This window comes from Symmachiella dynata, assembly GCF_007747995.1.
Classification (GTDB): domain Bacteria; phylum Planctomycetota; class Planctomycetia; order Planctomycetales; family Planctomycetaceae; genus Symmachiella; species Symmachiella dynata.
This window is the reverse complement of record NZ_CP036276.1, coordinates 4,595,836-4,613,975: the sequence shown is the minus strand read 5'-3', so window position 1 is coordinate 4,613,975 and position 18,140 is coordinate 4,595,836. Positions and strand designations below refer to the sequence as shown.

The 18,140-nt window shown below is 54.7% G+C and carries 16 protein-coding genes, 1 other RNA gene and 1 pseudogene; 13 read left to right on the top strand and 5 right to left on the bottom strand.

Annotated features, from left to right (window positions below):
• Window positions 1-76: 76 nt before the first annotated feature.
• Together Mal52_RS17440 and Mal52_RS30570 are read left to right on the top strand one after the other, a co-directional pair.
• Window positions 77-340: a CopG family ribbon-helix-helix protein gene (locus Mal52_RS17440; protein WP_197534281.1), complete on the top strand. Its 264-nt coding sequence runs from the start codon at window positions 77-79 to the stop codon at window positions 338-340.
• 11 nt (window positions 341-351) lie between these two features.
• Window positions 352-570 carry a type II toxin-antitoxin system RelE/ParE family toxin gene (locus Mal52_RS30570; protein ID WP_145377606.1) on the top strand — a complete coding sequence of 73 codons (219 nt, stop codon included), beginning with the start codon at window positions 352-354 and terminating at the stop codon, window positions 568-570.
• A gap of 109 nt (window positions 571-679) precedes the next feature.
• On the opposite strand, the gene Mal52_RS17430 is transcribed toward Mal52_RS30570, so the two are convergent.
• The gene (locus Mal52_RS17430) at window positions 680-901 is read right to left on the bottom strand and encodes a hypothetical protein (RefSeq protein WP_145377605.1); all 222 of its coding nucleotides are present in this window, start codon (window positions 899-901) and stop codon (window positions 680-682) included.
• Window positions 902-1,127: 226 nt separating this feature from the next.
• On the opposite strand from Mal52_RS17430, the gene Mal52_RS17425 reads away from it, so the two are divergent.
• From Mal52_RS17425 to Mal52_RS30565, 11 genes and pseudogenes are all read left to right on the top strand, one after another.
• Window positions 1,128-1,970: a hypothetical protein gene (locus Mal52_RS17425; RefSeq protein ID WP_145377604.1), complete on the top strand. Its 843-nt coding sequence runs from the start codon at window positions 1,128-1,130 to the stop codon at window positions 1,968-1,970.
• A 198-nt stretch (window positions 1,971-2,168) separates the two neighbouring features.
• On the top strand, window positions 2,169-2,786 hold the full coding sequence (locus Mal52_RS17420; protein WP_145377603.1) for an RNA polymerase sigma factor: 618 nt from the start codon (window positions 2,169-2,171) through the stop codon (window positions 2,784-2,786).
• A 57-nt stretch (window positions 2,787-2,843) separates the two neighbouring features.
• Window positions 2,844-6,569, top strand: a complete 3,726-nt coding sequence (locus Mal52_RS17415) for a WD40 repeat domain-containing serine/threonine protein kinase (RefSeq protein ID WP_145377602.1) — start codon at window positions 2,844-2,846, stop codon at window positions 6,567-6,569.
• A gap of 734 nt (window positions 6,570-7,303) precedes the next feature.
• Window positions 7,304-7,507, top strand: coding sequence for a hypothetical protein (locus Mal52_RS29890; protein ID WP_197534279.1), 204 nt, complete (start codon window positions 7,304-7,306; stop codon window positions 7,505-7,507).
• A 50-nt stretch (window positions 7,508-7,557) separates the two neighbouring features.
• Window positions 7,558-8,379: a ParB/RepB/Spo0J family partition protein gene (locus Mal52_RS17410; protein ID WP_197534278.1), complete on the top strand. Its 822-nt coding sequence runs from the start codon at window positions 7,558-7,560 to the stop codon at window positions 8,377-8,379.
• A 313-nt stretch (window positions 8,380-8,692) separates the two neighbouring features.
• Entirely contained in the window at window positions 8,693-9,865 is a 1,173-nt protein-coding gene (locus Mal52_RS17405; protein WP_145377600.1) for a type IV secretory system conjugative DNA transfer family protein, read from the top strand.
• Window positions 9,866-9,896: 31 nt separating this feature from the next.
• Window positions 9,897-10,487, top strand: a complete 591-nt coding sequence (locus tag Mal52_RS17400; RefSeq protein WP_145377599.1) for a hypothetical protein — start codon at window positions 9,897-9,899, stop codon at window positions 10,485-10,487.
• A gap of 12 nt (window positions 10,488-10,499) precedes the next feature.
• Window positions 10,500-10,775, top strand: a complete 276-nt coding sequence (locus tag Mal52_RS29885) for a hypothetical protein (RefSeq protein WP_197534277.1) — start codon at window positions 10,500-10,502, stop codon at window positions 10,773-10,775.
• A gap of 128 nt (window positions 10,776-10,903) precedes the next feature.
• The gene (locus Mal52_RS29880) at window positions 10,904-11,146 is read left to right on the top strand and encodes a YkvA family protein (protein WP_197534276.1); all 243 of its coding nucleotides are present in this window, start codon (window positions 10,904-10,906) and stop codon (window positions 11,144-11,146) included.
• Between the two features lie 183 nt (window positions 11,147-11,329).
• Entirely contained in the window at window positions 11,330-11,533 is a 204-nt protein-coding gene (locus Mal52_RS17390) for a helix-turn-helix transcriptional regulator (RefSeq protein WP_145377597.1), read from the top strand.
• Between the two features lie 30 nt (window positions 11,534-11,563).
• Window positions 11,564-12,559: pseudogene (locus Mal52_RS30565) on the top strand (tyrosine-type recombinase/integrase); the annotation flags it as partial.
• 298 nt (window positions 12,560-12,857) lie between these two features.
• Here the strand turns inward: Mal52_RS30565 and ssrA are convergent.
• From ssrA to Mal52_RS17365, 4 genes are all read right to left on the bottom strand, one after another.
• Window positions 12,858-13,216: a transfer-messenger RNA gene (gene ssrA / locus Mal52_RS17380) on the bottom strand.
• A 161-nt stretch (window positions 13,217-13,377) separates the two neighbouring features.
• Window positions 13,378-14,700, bottom strand: coding sequence for a PQQ-binding-like beta-propeller repeat protein (locus tag Mal52_RS17375; RefSeq protein ID WP_145377596.1), 1,323 nt, complete (start codon window positions 14,698-14,700; stop codon window positions 13,378-13,380).
• A gap of 144 nt (window positions 14,701-14,844) precedes the next feature.
• Entirely contained in the window at window positions 14,845-17,130 is a 2,286-nt protein-coding gene (locus Mal52_RS17370) for an ABC transporter permease subunit (RefSeq protein WP_145377595.1), read from the bottom strand.
• Window positions 17,127-18,134, bottom strand: a complete 1,008-nt coding sequence (locus Mal52_RS17365; protein ID WP_145377594.1) for an ABC transporter ATP-binding protein — start codon at window positions 18,132-18,134, stop codon at window positions 17,127-17,129. The genes Mal52_RS17370 and Mal52_RS17365 overlap by 4 nt, the downstream gene beginning before the upstream one ends.
• Window positions 18,135-18,140 lie beyond the last annotated feature (6 nt).

The following is an 18,140-nucleotide window of genomic DNA, read 5'->3' as shown; positions in this document are numbered from 1 at the left end:
TGGTCATCTGCTGAAAGTCGATGCGGTGTCTCGCAAGACAATGTATTCTGATTGGGGCAACAACCACGGAGGGAATATGCAAAAAACCAATATCACCTGTCGTCTCGACGCGGATGACGTCGCATTCCTGGACAAGCTGGCACAAATAACGGACCGGGACCGGAGCTATCTCATCAAGCGGGCGGTCTCCGAATTCATCTCGTTGCAGAAATGGCGGATCGACGAAGTTGAGGCTGCGCTTGTGGAAGCGGATGAGGGGCAATTAGCATCCGCCAAGGACGTGCAAAAAATAATGCGTGAGCTAGGGGGAGGAAAGTCCGCTGGCTCACCAGCAGACTGAATTGACTCCAGTTGGCAAATGCCTACGTTCGAAGGAAAAATTCGCATCCGGTGCAACAGCGGATTCAACGTTTGGAACGAGCGGTAAAACGATTAGGAGAGTTTCCACGACCCGGCAGAATCGGCACACCAGAACTCATCGTTCTGGGGCTGGCGTACATCATCCTTTACCGAGTTATGGAACAGGAAAGCCAGATTCTCTGCGTGTTTCGCACGAGACGGAAGCCATAACAGAAACGGCATACCGAAAATGAAAAATCGCTATACCTCATGGCAAGACTACTTTTATATGAGTCGTGGCGTGAGCAGCGCTATCGATTGAAAGGTGCGAATTAGATCATCAGCGAGTTCGAGGACTCAGCCGTAGGGCGCTATCCAGTGCTTCGATTACCTGTTCATCGGTACCAACCAATTGGTCCGTCTCAGGATTGACGCCCAGCATATCTAGCATCCGATCGAACCGTTGTTCATTCCGGGGATCACCAGAAACGGGGGATTCGTAAGCGAGAACGGTCCCTAGCACTTCGTCTTCCTGAGGGGAGTTGATCGGCGCGTCTTTCACGGTCGCGATGAATTCATAGGGCTTGATTCCTTGACGTTCGGACGATCTCGCATATTAGCGGAGTTGAACGTTCATGCGCGGCCAGTGAGCGCCGTCATTCATCAGCGCCAATTCGCAAGTCGCCACACGATCGATACGCTGTCAGCTTCAGCCCCGGTTCGTTCTCGGCATTGGTCTACGCGGCAGAAATCAGTCGTTAACGAATGAGTAAGGAAGTTGCGCTATAGTGGAAGACGGCAGGTGCTTGCGCGCAGTAGTTGATCCAATCAATGCTCATGCCGTGCTGGCCAGCTCTTCACGAAACAACACGAGAACAAGGGGAATTACAGATAATCCTTCACACAGCTCCGATAAAGGAAACACGGCTACCTCCTTGCAACTGAATAACCATTTGCTGGAAACGTTACCGCCAGGAGACGTGATCCGGTTTGCTTCACGGCGCGGACTGGTGAGTTGGAGTTTCATTGGCTCGGACCGCTACAAAGCGATTCAGATTGTGATGCCGGACGAAAGCAGTGCAACCAAACTAAAAGAGCAGATTCGGTCACATCACGGCGAGCTACACGAGTTGACTGTTCGCCAGAGTCCAAGCCAGGGAGGGCGTTGGGTTGTCCAGATGCCATTAAAGGAAGCTGTCGTGGAAGAGCTGTTGCCACGACGGATCACCTTTCACAATGCTGTAAAGAAACTCCCCTTCAGTCGTGCACCTGGCAATACGGATGTCGCGTTTCACGAATTGAATCTAACGGGAAACACGAAAGTCACGACGCGTGAGCGGTGGTCCACAGCGGTCAGCACTGTCGGAGCGGTATTTGGAAAGAGAACGTTTGTGCAGTCGGTCCCTTCGCAGGTCGTGGATGAGTCTGAGTTGACTGAACTTGAACGAAGAATTCTTGCAATCCATTTCGATCGGAAAGATAATAGAACCCGCATCGAAATCGCCGATGCTTGCGATTGCTCCTTCGCGACCGTCAGCGCGACGATCAAGAGGTTTGAGGAATCATTGGTGCAGCGATTGGCATTGGATGAGGGACTTGAAACAGGAATCCCCCGTGGAGGCAGGCAGTAGCGGTCCATCCCAATTCAGTGTTCTGTGTCGCTGGGAATGCAACATTGAGGATCTTTTTCGATAAATTCTGACAAATCCTGCGAAATGATGCCGCATGACGGCTCTTCAGCGCAATGAGAATGTTGGAGGACGCGAACGTGTCCCCTGACAAATGATTTACGACGACAAATTGCACGGTTTTTCAAGGAGATATCTGCGATGTCACAAAGTGACAAAGAGAAAGAGATTGACAGAGAGCTGGTGGAGCGATTTCGAGGTGGGGACCAGAACGCCGCCGCCGAGTTGCACGAACGATACGTCCGACAGATGCTGCAGAAAGTGCGACGGCGGCTCATGAATTCGCACAATCGGGCAACGTACGACTCCAGTGGAATTGTTCAGGAAGGATTTCGCAGCTTCTTTAGCGCCGTCGGTAAACCGGAATTCGACCCGCCTCAGTGGAATATCGCCGGACTCCTGGGGAGAATTGTGTTCTGTAAGACGATGGTTGGCTTCAGGCGACAGAATAAAGTCATCAGTGTCGCTCCGGAGAGCCTGGCAATGATTGTCGAAGCGGCAATTGATCTGGCCGGGCAACCAGAGCAGGAACAACTGGTCGGAGTGTGTTTACAGGAGGCGATCAACGGGTGTGATCTGGAGGAATTCGAACGGAGCATTCTTGTCATTTACCTTGATGAAGACGATGATCGTACGTGTGACGAAATAGCAGAGGCGTGCCGTTGCTCCATCGCGACAGTCCGCGCAACAATCAAGAGGTTTGAGAGTCTATTGGCACAGCGACTCGAAGCTGAAGAGCGAGCAGAAAAACTCGGCTGATGTCGTGAGGTCAGTTGAGTCTCGCTCGACCTGTTAAGTAAGGCAATACAGATCATTATGGAAAAGATACTGTGGAACCTGAGGCGCCAATTCGATCGGGCGTGGATCTCAGGTGCGACTCCGTCGATTCAGAAGTACTTGAACAAAGCAGCGCAGGCAACGGGATCACGGCTCTCCTCCCGCGAAATCAAGACGTTCCTTGTCGCATTGATTGCCATTGATGTTGAACAATCCTGGAGGCGTACTGCCGAGGATCCAGAGACTGAGATCACAGGTCCGAGTCTGCTGACCTATGTGGAACGTTTTCCTCAGTTGGGTGCGGTCGAGGAATTGCCAAATGAAATCCTTGTCGCAGAGTTTGGCGCATTGAACCGTTGGGGCGACACTCCCTCGGTGGATGTGTATTGCCAGCGGCTTGCGCGACTCGACACAGAACTAAGAAAGGAATTGGAACAGGTTGCTCTTGAGATGACGAAAACCCGGTCAGGGTTTCCCGCGATTGAGGGACTGAGGTTCATCCGGAAAATCGATAGTGGAGGGTTTGGCACTGTCTACGAAGCCAGACAATTGGCAGAGGATCGAATCGTTGCTGTCAAGATGCTGAGATTCCGCGAGCAAAGCGGATCGGTGGCGTACGGAGCATTCCGTCGGGAAGCACAACTGGTTGCAAAGATTCAGGATCCGAACGTGATCACGCTGTTCGTGGTCGGCAGTGATTCTTCTGAACCGTTTCTGGTGATGGAGTACATGGCAGGTGGGACTCTGGTGACATGGTCACGACGGGAGCGCAAACACCGAGAAACTAACCCCAGGAAGAAGCGATCGGAATGGAACAAGCGTTCGGTGAGAGTGATGCGTGCAGTGGCGCAAGGATTGGCTGCAGCCCATGGCAAAGATGTCGTCCATCGCGACCTGCAGCCTAAGAACATTCTGTTCGATCTAAAGGGGCGTCCAAAGATCGCCGATTTCGGATTGGCGCGCCTGAGAAGCGACTCCATCAGGACCGAAACGGCCGGTGCCGGCACAGTGGGTTACAAATCTCCTGAGCAGGCACTACGTCGCAAAGAAATTAACCTCCGCAGTGACATCTACTCATTCGGTGTGGTGCTGTTTGAGTTGCTGACCGGAGAAATGCCATTCGATGGAGATAAACTCAATTCAGTCGGTCGGATGGACATCGCGGCTCCCTTGGCGCGACGCATTGATCGGGGCGTTGAGAGAGATCTGGAAACGATCTGCGAAAAGTGTCTGCAAAAGGACCCGGCTCAGCGATTTCAGTCAGCAGATGAGATCGTCATGGAGCTGAGTCGCTTCCTGAAGGGCGAACCAATCCTGACGCGTACACCGACGCATTGGGAACGGCTCTACCGGTCAGTCAGCAAACCGTACCGGATCATTGCCGGGTTGACCGTGGCGGTTCTCGTCACCCTGACCATTGCGGTTGTGTATCAGGTTCAATTCCGTACGGCAGAAAGAGAACGAAGAATGGCAACCGCGCAGCATCAAACGGTGCTGAAATCGAACAAGGAACTTTCAACGGAGGTAGAGCTGACCAAAGGTCAGGTCGATTCTTCACGGAAGGTGATCGATGCGCAACAGAAAACGGTGCAGCAGAAAGAAGCCCTTCGCAGGAAAGCGGAGAAGCATGCCGCGCTGATTGCGTATGCAAATGATCTCCAGCAGATTCAGCGGGCATGGGATCAGGGTCACATCAAGCAAGCTTCGGAGTTGCTGGCTCGACATGATCCCACAGAGGATGGCAGTGGCCACGATCTGCGAGGGTTTGAATGGTACTATTGGAATCACTTGAGGCAGAATGCGGCTGCCGTATTAGAAAACGGAGCTGGCTGCCGTTGTTTGGTGTCTGACCGGTCTGGCGAAATGTTGGCTGCAAGCGACTTTCAAAACGTGACCGTGTGGAATCTGAATACTCACGCGAAGGTCTGGCAGCGACGTCTCGTGCCTCGCAAATCGAACCTACTGTCACACGACTTGTCACATTCATGGGACTGCAGTGTGGCGTTCAGCCCGGACGGCCGGTTGGTCGCGGCAAGCGGGTTTCACCTGGGAAATCCTAAGCGAACGGGCTATGTAAAGGTTTGGGAAACCCTCAGTGGGGAAGAACTTCTGAGTATCAAGGATGATGCATCTGTCAGCGGGCGTACAGTCGCCTTCAGTCCGGATGGCGAGTTTGTGGTCGCTGGGGGATATCAAAACACATGGACCGCATGGAATGTGACGGACAAAGGCACACGGCTGACCAGCCCGAACAGTTCAGCAAGGCAACGTGGTCGTGGTACGCTCACTCCCCAGCGTTTTTCAGGTGCTGGGTCATTTGACATCGTTTCGTTTCTAGGATTCTCAGACGATGGCACACAACTGTATTCATCGTGCATTGGAGCGAAAGATTCCAACTCATGGAGCTGGGAAACCATCGCGAGCGGATCGGACCGGGTGTTCAGGCCGGGCGGAAATATTCAGTCGGGAATTGTTCGGGTGCGACAGAATGGCTCGATGTGGATTGCCCGTCTGGCCAGCTTCAATCAGAAGATCCACCTGCTGAAGCACACCCGGGATCGTCGGCTGTTGGGGCCGCCCGCGTTCAGCAGGCCCCGAGAGTCAGCATCGTTTCGTGATATCACCCTCTCTCCGCCCAGTCAGGCGACATGCATCGACTTTCAGAACAGGGGGCACATAAGTCACCTCATCGCCGGTGGATCCGATCATCTGGTCTACGCGTGGGTCGTCAGTGATGGACTGGACGACGTCGTGGGCCCGGAGGTTCTGCACGGTCATGAAGAAGACATTACGTGTGTCGGACAATTGCCTAATGGGCGACCGGTCAGTGCTGATCGAAGCGGTGTGATTCGCGTGTGGCCGCAGAGGAATCCGGAAGCACTTGATCTGGAAACCGGAAACATCGTGGAACTGACGCCAGGGACACCGAATGACACCATTCGTGTGGTCCGGATTCGGAACAACGATGGTCAGCTGTCGGAGTTCCCGCTTCGTGAAGGAGAATTGCTCTCTGCCAGTCTGCTTAGCGATCGTGAAAACTATTTGGCTCTGGCCACCTACAGTCATCGCCGAGACGTATCACCGCCCCGCCTGATTCTTTGGGATCGTGCGCAGGGCACACAGGTCCTTGAGTACCCATGTGTCGGCGGAGGCCCAGGACGCTGGGCGCTGAGTTTGGACGAAAGCACGTTCGCCGCGTGTGTCAGCCCAACGCAAATCAAGGTGTGGGCAATCCGATCCGACGACGAGCCCCGGTCGATCAATGTGGCAAAATACTCTCGGATGGCTTTGAGCCATGCTGGTCGGCGACTGGCCGCCCGTGTTGGAGAGGCAGTCGCTGTTTGGGATCTGGTTACTGGAGAGAGATTGTGTGAGATTCCGGCAGCGCGACAGCAAGGTAAGGTACCGGCAGGGTTCACCTTCTTTTCGGACGGCATGAAGTTAGCGATCAGCACGGAGCCGCCCGAGTTCTTCGATGTTGAGTCAGGAATACGGCTTGATATTCCGCTGGAGCAGGTTGCCGAGGAAGAAGCTGTGTCGCAAGGCATTCGTCGACTCTACCGAGTCAACGACAGGAGCCTGGACATCTGTTGCGCCAGTACATTTCGGCCGCTGTTGTCGGTCCCGCTGCGGCGATCGATCGGCAGTGAACAACCTGTGGCCGTCCGCGAGGTCGCGGGAGCGAACGGCTTCTCTGCCAGCGAGTCCATCGATCGGCTGCTCAAAGAGCTGGTCGCAGGTTGGGAAAATCCTGCGGTTAAATAGCAGATTTTTTCGAAAAACCAGCCGCATTGCGCAATGAAGAGGTTAGACGACTCAGCGAGGGCATGGGGCTCCGCAGTTCATCTTCCGGGTCGTTCGTTTTCGTCCAGTAGGTGATCTATTCCCGTGCGATACCGAAAGGCCACTTCAATGCAAGACAACTGGTTAGCGACAGAAGGCCGCGTGATTTGTGATGCCGGACTGGTGGTAAGTCCCAAAGATTCCGGACAACGTTTCGACTTTGTCATTCGCAACCCCACACAGTCCGAAGTGTTTGTGTGGTTTGAACCGCTCGACCGTACGCGAACGGAAACGCTGACAGGGAAGTCGTTCTGCGACGGCGATACCTGTTTGGCGAACCGATCATCACGATTGCCGTTTAGGAACGCGTCAAATACTCACGGGCGAGATCCATCGTGAATCGATTCCTGCGGTTTCTGGGGATTCCTCCCAAATAACGACGCCGTTGATTTGATAGTCAGCGAAGAGACCTGATCAGGCCCCGACCAAATTGGTCGGTTTTTTTTTGTTGCCGCTGCAACAATCATCACGTGTCGTGCGTAACTCCACGGAAGCGACCTGCCATGTGGCCGGACAACTGTTTCAGAACTTCTGGGGAGAATGGTGAGATGCACCGACACAGGAAGCAACACGTTTTAGAGGCACTGCTGGTGTGCTTCGTGCTGGTCTCCTCGAATAACAAAATGTGACCACTTGAGCTATCAAGGAGTACCAAAATGAACGGGATTTGGGGAATTATCAAATTGTCGATGGTATGTGGGACGTTCGTCACGTTGGCGATCTTGGTGTTGCTGGCGATTCCGCAGAGTCAATTCCGCGATGTGGTCGCTGCGATCGCCAAGTCGGTGTTGCAGGGAATCGGTGCCGGGGTGTCCGAAGCCAAAGGGGCGAAGGAAGGCAAGCAACAGTCGGGGCAATGACGCCAATAAACTCGTCATCAACTACTACTACTCGCAAAGGAGAAGAGAGCATGACAAGTCAAAATCATCAAGTGGCCGAACTTGCGTTAGATAAGATCATAGTCGCGGCTCAAGTACGGGAGACGTTCGACGAGCCGGGAATCGTTTCCCTGGCGGAGAACATCCGCAAGCATGGGCTGATTCATCCGATACACGTCCACCAAGACGGGGAGGGTTTTCGACTAGTGGCGGGAGAACGCCGCTTCCGAGCGGTGAAGTTGTTAGGACACAAGACAATTCTGGCGACGGTGGCCGGTGGGACGATTGCCGAAGAGGACGTGGTGGAGAAGATGCTTTCCGAGAACGTCAATCGGGAGGATCTGAATCCGATCGAATTGGCCAAGGGGATCAAGCAGTTGAAAGAGTTGTCCGGCGAGACCGCCTCGGCGGCTGCCGCGCGCCTGGGCCTGTCGAACAAGATGGTCTCGGAGTTGCTGTCCTTGCTGTCACTCCCGGAGAACATTCAGACGGACATCAAGACCGGCAAGATCCCTGTGTCGCTGGCGGCCGAATTGGCACGGGTGTCGAATCCGATCGAACAAGCGGAACTTGCCGCGAAAGTGGTGGCGGGGCAGATGACGCGCGACACTTTGGTGCGACGGCGGAAGGTTCGCCGGCAGGTGGATCAGCATTTTTCCCAACCGGCGCCGCTCAGTCGAGCGGTCGCCGTGCTGGGGAAAGGAGAATCGGTTTCGGTGACGGCCACCGAGTTGGACCTCGAACGCTTTCTGGAACTGCTGGAACGATTGGTGTCGAAGGCCAAGAAGATGCGCCCTCGCGGCGTGAGCCTGCCAACGTTGTTACGACTCCTGCGCGATGAAGCCAAAGCTTAATCACCTTCAGGGTAGGGAATCTCCATTTACGAAAGGAACGCACAGCATGTTGGGATTTCTCAAGCGGCGACGCAGCTGGGGTTCACTCGACCAGCCGTTGTTGAACTGGTCGGAGCGGGACTGCCTGACCGTGCGGGGGTTATTGAACGGCGGAGTGGCTGTCCTCGGTGCGAGCGGCAGTGGCAAGACGAGTTCGTCGGGGAAGCAATTGGCGCGGTCAATTTTGGCGCAGGGGAACAACGGCGGCTTGATTCTGTGTGCGAAGCCGGATGATGCGCTCTTTTGGCAACGCTTGTTCGCGGAAGCAGAACGAATGAAGGATTTAATCGTCTTCTCTCCCGATGGCCCGTGGCGGTTCGACTTCTTGGACTATGAGATGCGGCAGGGAGGCCATACCCGAAACATCACCCGCTTGATCATGACCATCGGGGAAACCCTCCGTTCCAGCGATCACAGCGCTTCCGAGAATTCGGATTTCTGGGAACGAGAACAGGAGCGCATGCTTTACAACGCCGTGCAGATTATCAAGGTTGCGACCGGTAAAGTGACCGCTCCGGACTTGCAGCGATTTATCGGAGGGGCTGCCAATGGAGCCGAAGAGATTAGCAGCGAGAGCTGGCAAACAGGGTTTCATCACCAGTGTATTCGAGCTGCCTACTTGGCAGATAAGTCAGCGGTGGATACTCACGACTGCCAATTGGCCTTTGACTACTGGCTTTCCGAATTACCCCGCATGGCCTCCAAAACAAAAAGCTCCATCGAGGTTGGGGTAAACGGAATTCTACATGTGTTCAATACCGGGATCACGAGGTCGCTTGTCTCCGGTGGAACGAACGTCTCTCCGGATGACATGTTCGACCGCAAATGGGTCATGGTAAACATGGCTCCAGCCGCCTGGGGCGATATTGGGAGCTTTATCAACGCTGGCTGGAAGTATCTGACCCAGAAAGCCATTCTCCGCCGTGATGCTACGGAGGGGGATTCGATTAACGTCATCTGGTGTGACGAAGCCCAGCAGTTCGTGAATTCGTTCGACAGTCAATACCTCGCGCAGTGTCGTTCACATCTGGGTTGCATGGTCTTCCTGACGCAATCGCTGTCGAGCCTGTATTCGGTGCTGAAAGGGCCAGCGGGGCGGCATCAGGCGGATGCACTGATGGCTAACTTCGGCCATACCATCATCCACGCATGTGATCCGATCTCGGCGGAATGGGCCAGCTCGAAGCTCGGGAAGACACTGCAAACATTTATCGGAGGTTCGATGGCTCCGACAACCGATCTGTGGGACGACCTGAAGGGGCACTCGCAATACACCGGCAGTTTCAGTGAGCATTACGAAAGCGTCGTGCAACCGAACGTCTTCATGAACGGTTTACGGACCGGCGGTCACGTCAACGGTTTGATGTGTGACGCGATCCTGCTTCGCAATGGCCAGCCATTCTCGAATGGCCAAAACTGGCTGAACGTGTCGTTCAGCCAGATGTAATCCCACTCCCAGTCACTCAAGGAGTTACGAAATGAGCCAAAGCCAACAACAACCTGAGATCGCAGACAACCTGCTCACCCCACGGCAGGGAGTGAACCTGCTATACATCCTCGCCGCCGGGCATGCCACTTGCCTCACGGTCTTCATGCGGCACAGCTTCGGAACCCATGCGCTCGGTCGTAACGGTGTGGTGGCCTTACTGTTGATTCTGTTTTACCTCTGCGGGACGGAAGACCCAACGATGCTTCTGTTCCTCTGGGCCTGGCTCGCCGCCTTGATCTACCAACGCTTCAAAACCTATCGAGTCTGGCGTTCGGGAGCCGTATGGCATTCGAAGTACGACGGCTATCCCGCCCTGGCAATGAAGCTCCCCTTCGTGAGAACAGAAGGGAGTGCGAAGTCGTTGGAGCCAGTGTTTTGCATTCTGGCAGGGGCGGCCCTGTGTCCTTGGTCTGAAGCTGTCGGGGCCTATGTTTTTCTTGGGTTTGCCTCGTTGTTAGTTGTGCGGGCCTTCGAGACGCAGAGCACCGTCAACCGAGTGCGGGCCATGCAGGATGCCGCTATAGAACAAAGGAATATGGCGTCCATGTTTCGGGGTGATTTCCATGTCAACGATTTCTGAAAGGAGAAATGAATGTCTGACGAACGCGAGGCGGCCTCGACGCGTCCCAGCACGGCGAGTGTGTTGTGGGCTGAATGGAGGCGGGGACTCAAGGATCTGCAGAACGCCGTGCTGAATCCTTGGAATGGGATCACGCAGACGCACGAGGAGCCTGGGACCATTGCCAGTCCGACACAAGCCATGGTGACTCAGGAAATTGGCACGGTGCATGGTTATCAGAAGATGCTCGACGATTACGCAGGGCGGTCAGAGCCGAGCCGGGAACCGGAACGAGACATCGTCCGTTAGCGATGGCCTCAAGACGAATTCCTCTTCGGATCTCACCAGAGTTTTGGAAAACAAGTTTGCCTCTTGCTCGGAGTCCGCGCCGTGTGTTGCGGCGGGACCTACGAGCAACAATCAAAAGGACGATGAAGATGAACCTCTCAACCACAATCCCTAACCTTGTCGGCATGACATCGCCGGCGCATGCGGCGACCGGTCAGGGACCTAGCCCACGCAGCAAAATTGTCGCATTGCTGGCACTGGTCGGCGCCGTTGTTTACCTGGTCAGCCCATTGGACCTTATTCCTGATCTGATTCCATTGCTTTGCCACGTCGATGACGCGGGTATCATGGGGGTGGCAATCAAAAATGCGAAAGAAGCATTCTGGGGTTAGGTCGCTTGCGTTGCACAGGCGGTCGGGTGAATGGTGAGTTTCACCCGACCGTCGGCAACTCTGGCCCATGATAATTGAGGAGTGAATGATCCTGTGGTTTTCTTACTGCAACTCGTTCTCACCTCGCGCAGTGAACTTTAAAGCGATCCACACAGACAGGTTTGAAACCGTTGGAGAACTGAAATGCCTGAACAGCATGGATTCGATACCTCGTTGCTTTTGACGGTGGAACAGGTCGCTCAGCTGTTGCAAGTCTCACCTCGCTCGGTCTGGCGGCTCCGTTCCGCCGGGGACCTTCCGAAGCCGGTCAAGATTGGCGGAGCGGTCCGTTGGATCGGTGAAGAGCTTCGTCACTGGATTGCCAGTGGTTGCCCCAAACCAACTTGATGCGAAAATGATTTCGGAGGAAAAAAACCAATGGCTTCGATCTACAAACGTTCCAAGGGAAAACATGAGCCGTACACGATCCAGTACCGGGATCACCTGGGGAAACGCCGGACGAAGAAAGGCTTCACCGACAAAGGCCTGACCGAGCAATTGGCGGCCAAGCTGGAATCGGAAGCCCGCCTACGGCAAACGGGGATGATTGATCCGCAGCAAGAGCGATACGCCGAACAGAAGCAGTCCGAGATTTCCGATCATCTCGCGGCATTCGAGGAGAGTCTGAGTGAAAACACACCGAAATATGTCAAATTGACAATGGGGCGGATTCGACGGATTGTTGTCGGCTGTGGGTTTGCCAATCTTGGCGACATTGATACTGAGGCAGTGCAGGCGCATCTACGATCCCTCCGCCGTGAGGAGAATCTGGGAAACCGGACGTTCAACCATTACCTCCAGGCGATGGATGCCTTCCTCAACTGGTGTGTTTCCACAAAACGGCTGCTCGTCAATCCGTTGATCGGTATGAAGCGGCTCAATCAAGAAGTCGACGTCCGGCGCAAGCGACGAGCTTTGACAGCCGAGGAAATCGGTCGTCTCATTGCTGCCGCTCGAAACAGCGGAGTGTCTGTTCAGCGTTTTAATGGTGAACAGCGAGCACGCATTTACACTCTGTCCTACATGACAGGGCTGCGAAAGAAGGAATTGGCGAGCCTTTCGGTGAGGAGTTTCCACTTCGATGCCGTTCCACCGACTGTAACCGTGGAGGCGGGCTGCTCGAAGCATCGCCGCAAGGATGTCCTGCCACTGCACCCAGATTTGGTCGGGATGCTCCGAGAGTGGCTCAAGGGCATCCCACCCGGTGAGAAGCTTTTTCCGAACCTCGATCGCAAGAAGACTTGGTTCATGGTCCAAAAGGACCTGGAGCGGGTGGGCATTCCCTACGAGACGGAAGATGGCGTGGCCGACTTCCATGCGGCCGGAAGGCATACGCATATCACGGAACTACTGAGAAACGGAGCCACATTGCCGGAAGCCAAGGCGTTGGCTCGACACAGCGACGTGAAGATGACGATGCGTTACACGCATATCGGAATTGCCGATCAGGCGAAAGCCGTGGCGAACCTTCCCGCTCCGCAGCAACCAGTCAAACCGTCTGTTCCGAAAGAGCAACCTGACGAGCCAGCGCTGCACGGGCGCTGCATTTCCGGCGGCGTTGGGTGTCATTCGGAGGCAAGAGATGGCAAGACAAAAACCGGCCCCAAAAGCGAAACCCCCTGTGGTGACAGGGGGTTAGGCGTTGATCGTCGCCACCTGTCAAAAGGTGGCAAAGTGGAGGCGGCGGGAATTGAACCCGCGTCCTGTGATACCTCAGTAAAGGCCTCTACGTGTGTATTCTATTGATTGAGTTTCGCATTGGCAGGCTCAAATAGACAAAGCCTGCTCGCAGCTAGCCCACCACTTGTCTCGCGCCGAACGTAGCGGACATTGACTCGGCGCCAGCCCAATTTTTTGACTGGTCTTCGGACTCCTTAGGCGGGGATTCCTAAACCAGGGTTGCCATGATTAGGCAGCCATTTGGAATTGCTTTTCGGCAATTAGTTTTTGATCAGCTTTTTACGTGGCCGGCTGATCAACCACGACACGCCACCCCTACCTGCAGTGATCCAGTCGAAACCGATCGCCCCCGGGTCGGGTTGTTGTTGCGAACGGTCAATTTCCGTCCGCACCAAAGGTAATTATCGTCCCAAATCAAACCGAGTCAACCACCAACTTTCCCTTTCCGTTGGGTTTTTCGGTGAATTGCCGCCAAATGGGCCGCTTTTTCCGTTGCCCTACTGTTCTCGAATCTAACGAATACAGTGCAGCGCTTGGTCGGTTCTGAGAATGAGCGAACCATCGACCGCGGCGGCGGTGGAGAGCAGGGTGCCTTCGAGTTTGTTCACCGACAGTTTTTTAAATGTCGTTCCCGGGGCAATGACCGTCGTTGTGCCGTTGCGGTCAAAAAAGTAAATCTTGCCGTCGGCATACAGCGGTGCCGCCCAGAAGCGTTTACCGATCCGTTCTTTCCAATGCAGTTTCCCGGTCTTGGAATCGATGCAGGTGGCGATTCCGGCATCGGAGGCGAAGTAGATTTCGTCGCCGACCAACAGCGGGCAGGAGACGTTGGGGACCTGATCTTTGTAGCGCCAGGCCAATCTCGGTTTATTCTGCTCATCCACTTTGAATGCCAGGATTTGCGATTTCATATATCCGGTGCAGGTGAAGATCATTCCGTTGCCGGCTACCGGCCGTGCGGCATTGGAAAATCCCAACGTGCCGTAGTTCAGCTTCCACAGCTCTTTGCCGGTGGACGGATCGTATCCGTAAATCCAATCGGCGGAGGGAGAGACGATTTGTGGTTGGCCGTTGATGTCGACAATCAGCGATGTCGCATACGATTTGCGCAACTGTGGATTGTCGTGCAGCTTGCCGGTTCGTGGCGTCTTCCAGACTTCCTCACCCGTCTGTTTGTCCAAGGCGACAATGTATTGCCGGTCGATGCCGTCGCAATGAATGATCAACAGGTCGTTCCACAGAATCGGCGAGCTCCCCGCGCCGTTCTCGTGCTTGACGACCAACGTTTGGTTCCGCCACAACACGTCACCCGTGTTGACATCCAAGCAGGCGATTCCACAAGGGCCGTAATGACAATACAACCGACCGTTTTCGATGATCGGACTGGGAGTCGCATAGGTATTGTCGATATGGATCATCTGTGGATCCTGTTGGGACAACACCTCTACCTCGCGAATGATTTCTCCCGTCTGCAAATCCAACCCAACTGCACGCAGGCTCACCGATTCTGAAATCCGCAGTGGCTGCGAGTTGGTGCTGGCCTTGCGGCGCCGTTCGGCTTCTGCGGGAGGGGCGAGTTTATCGATGGCGGTCGTCACCCACACTTGGCCGTTCTCGACGACCGGCGTTGACCAACCCAGGCCGGGGAGCTTCTGTTTCCAAGCGATGTGTTCCGTTTCGTTCCACGATTCGGGCAGATCGACCGCATCGGAATGCCCTTGGCCGTTGTTCCCCCGCCATTCGGGAGAGTGATCACCGGCTGGCAATTGCGCTGTGAACTGCGTTGTCGCTATGGCAAGTGCCGATAGGACAACAATAATCCGCGAACATGTCATGGGGGAAATCCTAGCTGTAGGGCAATTGATTACACGTGAGGGTCACGGGGGCTTGGTGCGCGAATTCGCTCTATCTGTTTTAAACGCTCGTCGGCGGAATCTCAACAATTCAGCGGGTGCATTCTCGCTGCATCCGGCCGTGGCTCAAAAGTCCTTGCGCTCGATGTATAGACAAGTCAGGCCCAACATCACGGCCAAAAACGCTAAGTTGCTCCAGACCGGCTCCCAAATGTTCAAAGTCGCCCGCTCATCCTGCAGGTTTTCCGGCCCCTTTTTGATGTCCAGGGAAGGCGTCTTCTCGTCGGTCAGTAGATACAGCACCATGCTATCGAGTTCGCCCGGTTTGGGGAAAACCGTATAGATTGGATTGAGAACGTAGCGATAGAACAACTCCAACCGCCCGCTGCCCGCTTCGAAGCGTCGTGTGACATTGCCGGTTTCTAAGTCATATTCGAGCACGCGCGGATAGCGGTCAGCGACCAGAAGTTTGTTGTCCGCTGTGTAGGCAACCGCGGAGATATTTCCTTGACCGGCAATATCGGTAACAAGTGGTTCGCCAGTTTTTGTATCGAACGTCCATGTCTTGTTGTTGTGAAACTGCACCGTAAACCAACGTCCGTTCGGGGAGGCGGCTACTTGCTGAGGTTTGTCTCTGTCGAACGGCTGAAAGCTGCCGGTTGGCTTCAACGTCTCGGCATCAAACGTGCGGATTTCACCACTGCCCAGTGCGACAAGGATGGTCTTTCCAGCATAAGCCACCAGCGCCAGTTCCTTGGTCTCTAGATCCGTTGTTTGGTCAATCGTAAATCTTCCGTCATCGGACGGCTTGAGGAGGTTTAATGTGCCGCGCGAAAAAATGGCCAGATTGCCATTTTGAGGATTCCGATCAGCAGCGAAGGGGGGCGACCAAGAATCCGTTCCTTCCGGTCCAGCTTCGACAAATTTAGCCGCCTTGCCTTGAGGAGCCACGTCGTTCCCCGCGACCTGTTCTGTCTTGCTCTCTCCTTCAAGTCGAAAGATCCCCACAGCGCCGGCGATGAGGATTGTTCCTTCGGACTCGATAAACAACGTTTGCGTGCCGGGGGGCGTGGAAATGCTGGGAATGCGCTCCCAATCGTTGCTGCGCTTGCCAACAACGATTGTTCCCGAACCAGCGAAGCCGGGAACGCCCGGTCGCGACGATGCAATCGCGACCAATTGATCCGCTTGGGAATCATAGATCGGGCCGACCATGGGATAGATCAATCCCAACAGACCGGCATCGCCTGATCCGGAGGTGAAGACTGGCTGCCACGTATGGTCATCGGGTTGCCACTGAAACGTCTGGCCCGATTTATTCGCCGCCAGCAACGATTCTCCCGCCGGAACCAAAACGGCAAATCGCTCTGGATTGAGAAAGATCGTTTCCACGACCTCTTTCGATGTCCCCACTGTAAAACAGGCGGCCCAAAACAAAATTGTGATTACCACCGACACGACGGCATTTTTCCAAACCACACCGGCAAATGCCGAAACCGAGTAGTAGATAGCAAACAAAAACAAAAACACCGGAATGCAGAGCAACAACTTGTTACTCCAAATATCGAATCGCAATCCGACATACAACCACAGTCCGGTGATCAGATAAGCCGAGTTCAACAGAATGAACGTACAGCCTCCAATGAATTTCGACAGAAACAACAACGAGCGCGATAGCGGTCTGCTCAACATCAAATCAATGGCACCCGATTCAAACATGTGGGGAATGATCGAGGCTGTGACCAGAATCGCCACAAAAACACCCAACACACCCACCAGCAATGTCATGACCTGCATCAACACCGTTAGCACCACATCACGCATTTTTTCGCGGTCAGCGGGCAGTGGTCCACCCATTTCATAACCGAAATAGACGACGCGCGTCGCCATTTCTGGGACGGGCCGAATGTCGGCTGGATACGCCGCGTCCAGTGCCAATCGATTGAAGCGTTTCAGCTCTGTTTCCGAAAGGTTGGAAACACCACGTTCCAGCAACGGCCGTGCTTCCTCGCCCAGTGGATATCGGCTCCAAGCTGCCTCGTCATAAAAGTCAGTCCGCGTGAGCAATTCATTCAACTTTTTAATGAGCGGCTTGAGGACTCGGAACGAACTCCGCCCATTTTCCCCGGCTTGCAGTTGCGTCATCTGTTCCTGCAAATCACGGGGCAGCATCTGCCAAATGTGTTTCCCCGGCAACGGTCTCTCGGACTGGGATTGTTCGACGAGCTTGTTGGAAAATTCGCTCCCCGTTGAGATGTCACCCCGACTCAGCGTCGCCGCCACTTCGTCCTTCACTCCCAAAGGAGCCAGCAACAGCAACAACAGCGTGATCAGTACCAGCAAGATCCACAGGACCCGCGAGGCGAACGCTTCACGAAACGAGTCTTTGATGACGGCGAGATACGCTTTCATGATTCGGCACCAAAGCTTGTGATTTCAGTGGGTTGTTCATTGCCCGATTGGTCGTCGGTTTGGGTTTGGATGAGTTGCAGGAATGCCTCTTCCAACGTCAACTTGCGTGGCGTCATTCGACAAATACTAATGCCCGCTTTGCGCAGTTGATCAACGGTACGGTCGACATCCGGTTGCGCGGAGATGCGGAGACCGACCTGAAAGCGATTCTCACCAGCACCGCTCCAAGACAGGACGGCTGCTTTGTCAATGATCCCGCGAATGGTTTCCTCCGCGCCTTCCAACAGAAATTCCGTTTCCGCTCCCGACAGCGTGGTGATGTCTTTGACGTCCCCCACATGCCGCAATTTGCCCTTGTGCAGAATGGCGACGCGGTCGCAAACCAATTCGACCTCTTGCAACATATGGCTGTTGAGGAAAATTGATTTCCCTTGTCCTTTGAGTTGCGCCAGGATCTCCCGCATTTCCGCGCGTCCCACCGGATCGACGCCATCGGTCGGTTCATCCAAGATGAGCAGGTCGGGATTATGTAACATCGCTTGGGCGAGACCCAGGCGCTGCAGCATCCCTTTGGAATACTTCTTGACCGACATCTTGCCCCATTCGGCCAGTCCCACTGTCGCCAGGGATTCCGGTCGGCGCTGCCTAATTTGCGACATCGACAGACCGCTGAGACTGCCGTAATACTCTAGCGCCGTGTTGCCATTGAGGTGTTGCGGAATGCGATGTCCTTCGGGCAGATAGCCCACCCGTTGCCGTCCGGCACGCTCTCCGGCGGGACGCCCCAACAAGGTTGCTTGCCCACCGGTTTTGCGGACAATCCCCAACAAGATTTTAATCAGCGTCGTCTTGCCCGCGCCGTTGGGACCGAGTAGCCCAAACACTTCGCCCCGTTTGACGTCAAACGAGACCCCCTTAAGAGCTTCCACCTTTTGTCGGCGAAACAACCCATCTCGATAGGTCTTTCGCACATCGTCAACGATGATCATGGACGCGTCGGACATAGGCAA

Excerpts from the sequence above, each read along its gene's own strand:
- Mal52_RS17440 (WP_197534281.1), top strand. The coding sequence starts at position 77 with ATGCAAAAAACCAATATCACCTGTCGTCTCGACGCGGATGACGTCGCA.
- Mal52_RS17365 (WP_145377594.1), bottom strand. The coding sequence starts at position 18,134 with ATGTCCGACGCGTCCATGATCATCGTTGACGATGTGCGAAAGACCTAT.
- Mal52_RS17375 (WP_145377596.1), bottom strand. The coding sequence starts at position 14,700 with ATGACATGTTCGCGGATTATTGTTGTCCTATCGGCACTTGCCATAGCG.
- Mal52_RS17370 (WP_145377595.1), bottom strand. The coding sequence starts at position 17,130 with ATGAAAGCGTATCTCGCCGTCATCAAAGACTCGTTTCGTGAAGCGTTC.
- Mal52_RS29885 (WP_197534277.1), top strand. The coding sequence starts at position 10,500 with ATGTCTGACGAACGCGAGGCGGCCTCGACGCGTCCCAGCACGGCGAGT.
- Mal52_RS29880 (WP_197534276.1), top strand. The coding sequence starts at position 10,904 with ATGAACCTCTCAACCACAATCCCTAACCTTGTCGGCATGACATCGCCG.
- Mal52_RS17410 (WP_197534278.1), top strand. The coding sequence starts at position 7,558 with ATGACAAGTCAAAATCATCAAGTGGCCGAACTTGCGTTAGATAAGATC.
- Mal52_RS17420 (WP_145377603.1), top strand. The coding sequence starts at position 2,169 with ATGTCACAAAGTGACAAAGAGAAAGAGATTGACAGAGAGCTGGTGGAG.
- Mal52_RS17405 (WP_145377600.1), top strand. The coding sequence starts at position 8,693 with ATGAAGGATTTAATCGTCTTCTCTCCCGATGGCCCGTGGCGGTTCGAC.
- Mal52_RS17400 (WP_145377599.1), top strand. The coding sequence starts at position 9,897 with ATGAGCCAAAGCCAACAACAACCTGAGATCGCAGACAACCTGCTCACC.
- Mal52_RS29890 (WP_197534279.1), top strand. The coding sequence starts at position 7,304 with ATGAACGGGATTTGGGGAATTATCAAATTGTCGATGGTATGTGGGACG.
- Mal52_RS17390 (WP_145377597.1), top strand. The coding sequence starts at position 11,330 with ATGCCTGAACAGCATGGATTCGATACCTCGTTGCTTTTGACGGTGGAA.
- Mal52_RS17415 (WP_145377602.1), top strand. The coding sequence starts at position 2,844 with ATGGAAAAGATACTGTGGAACCTGAGGCGCCAATTCGATCGGGCGTGG.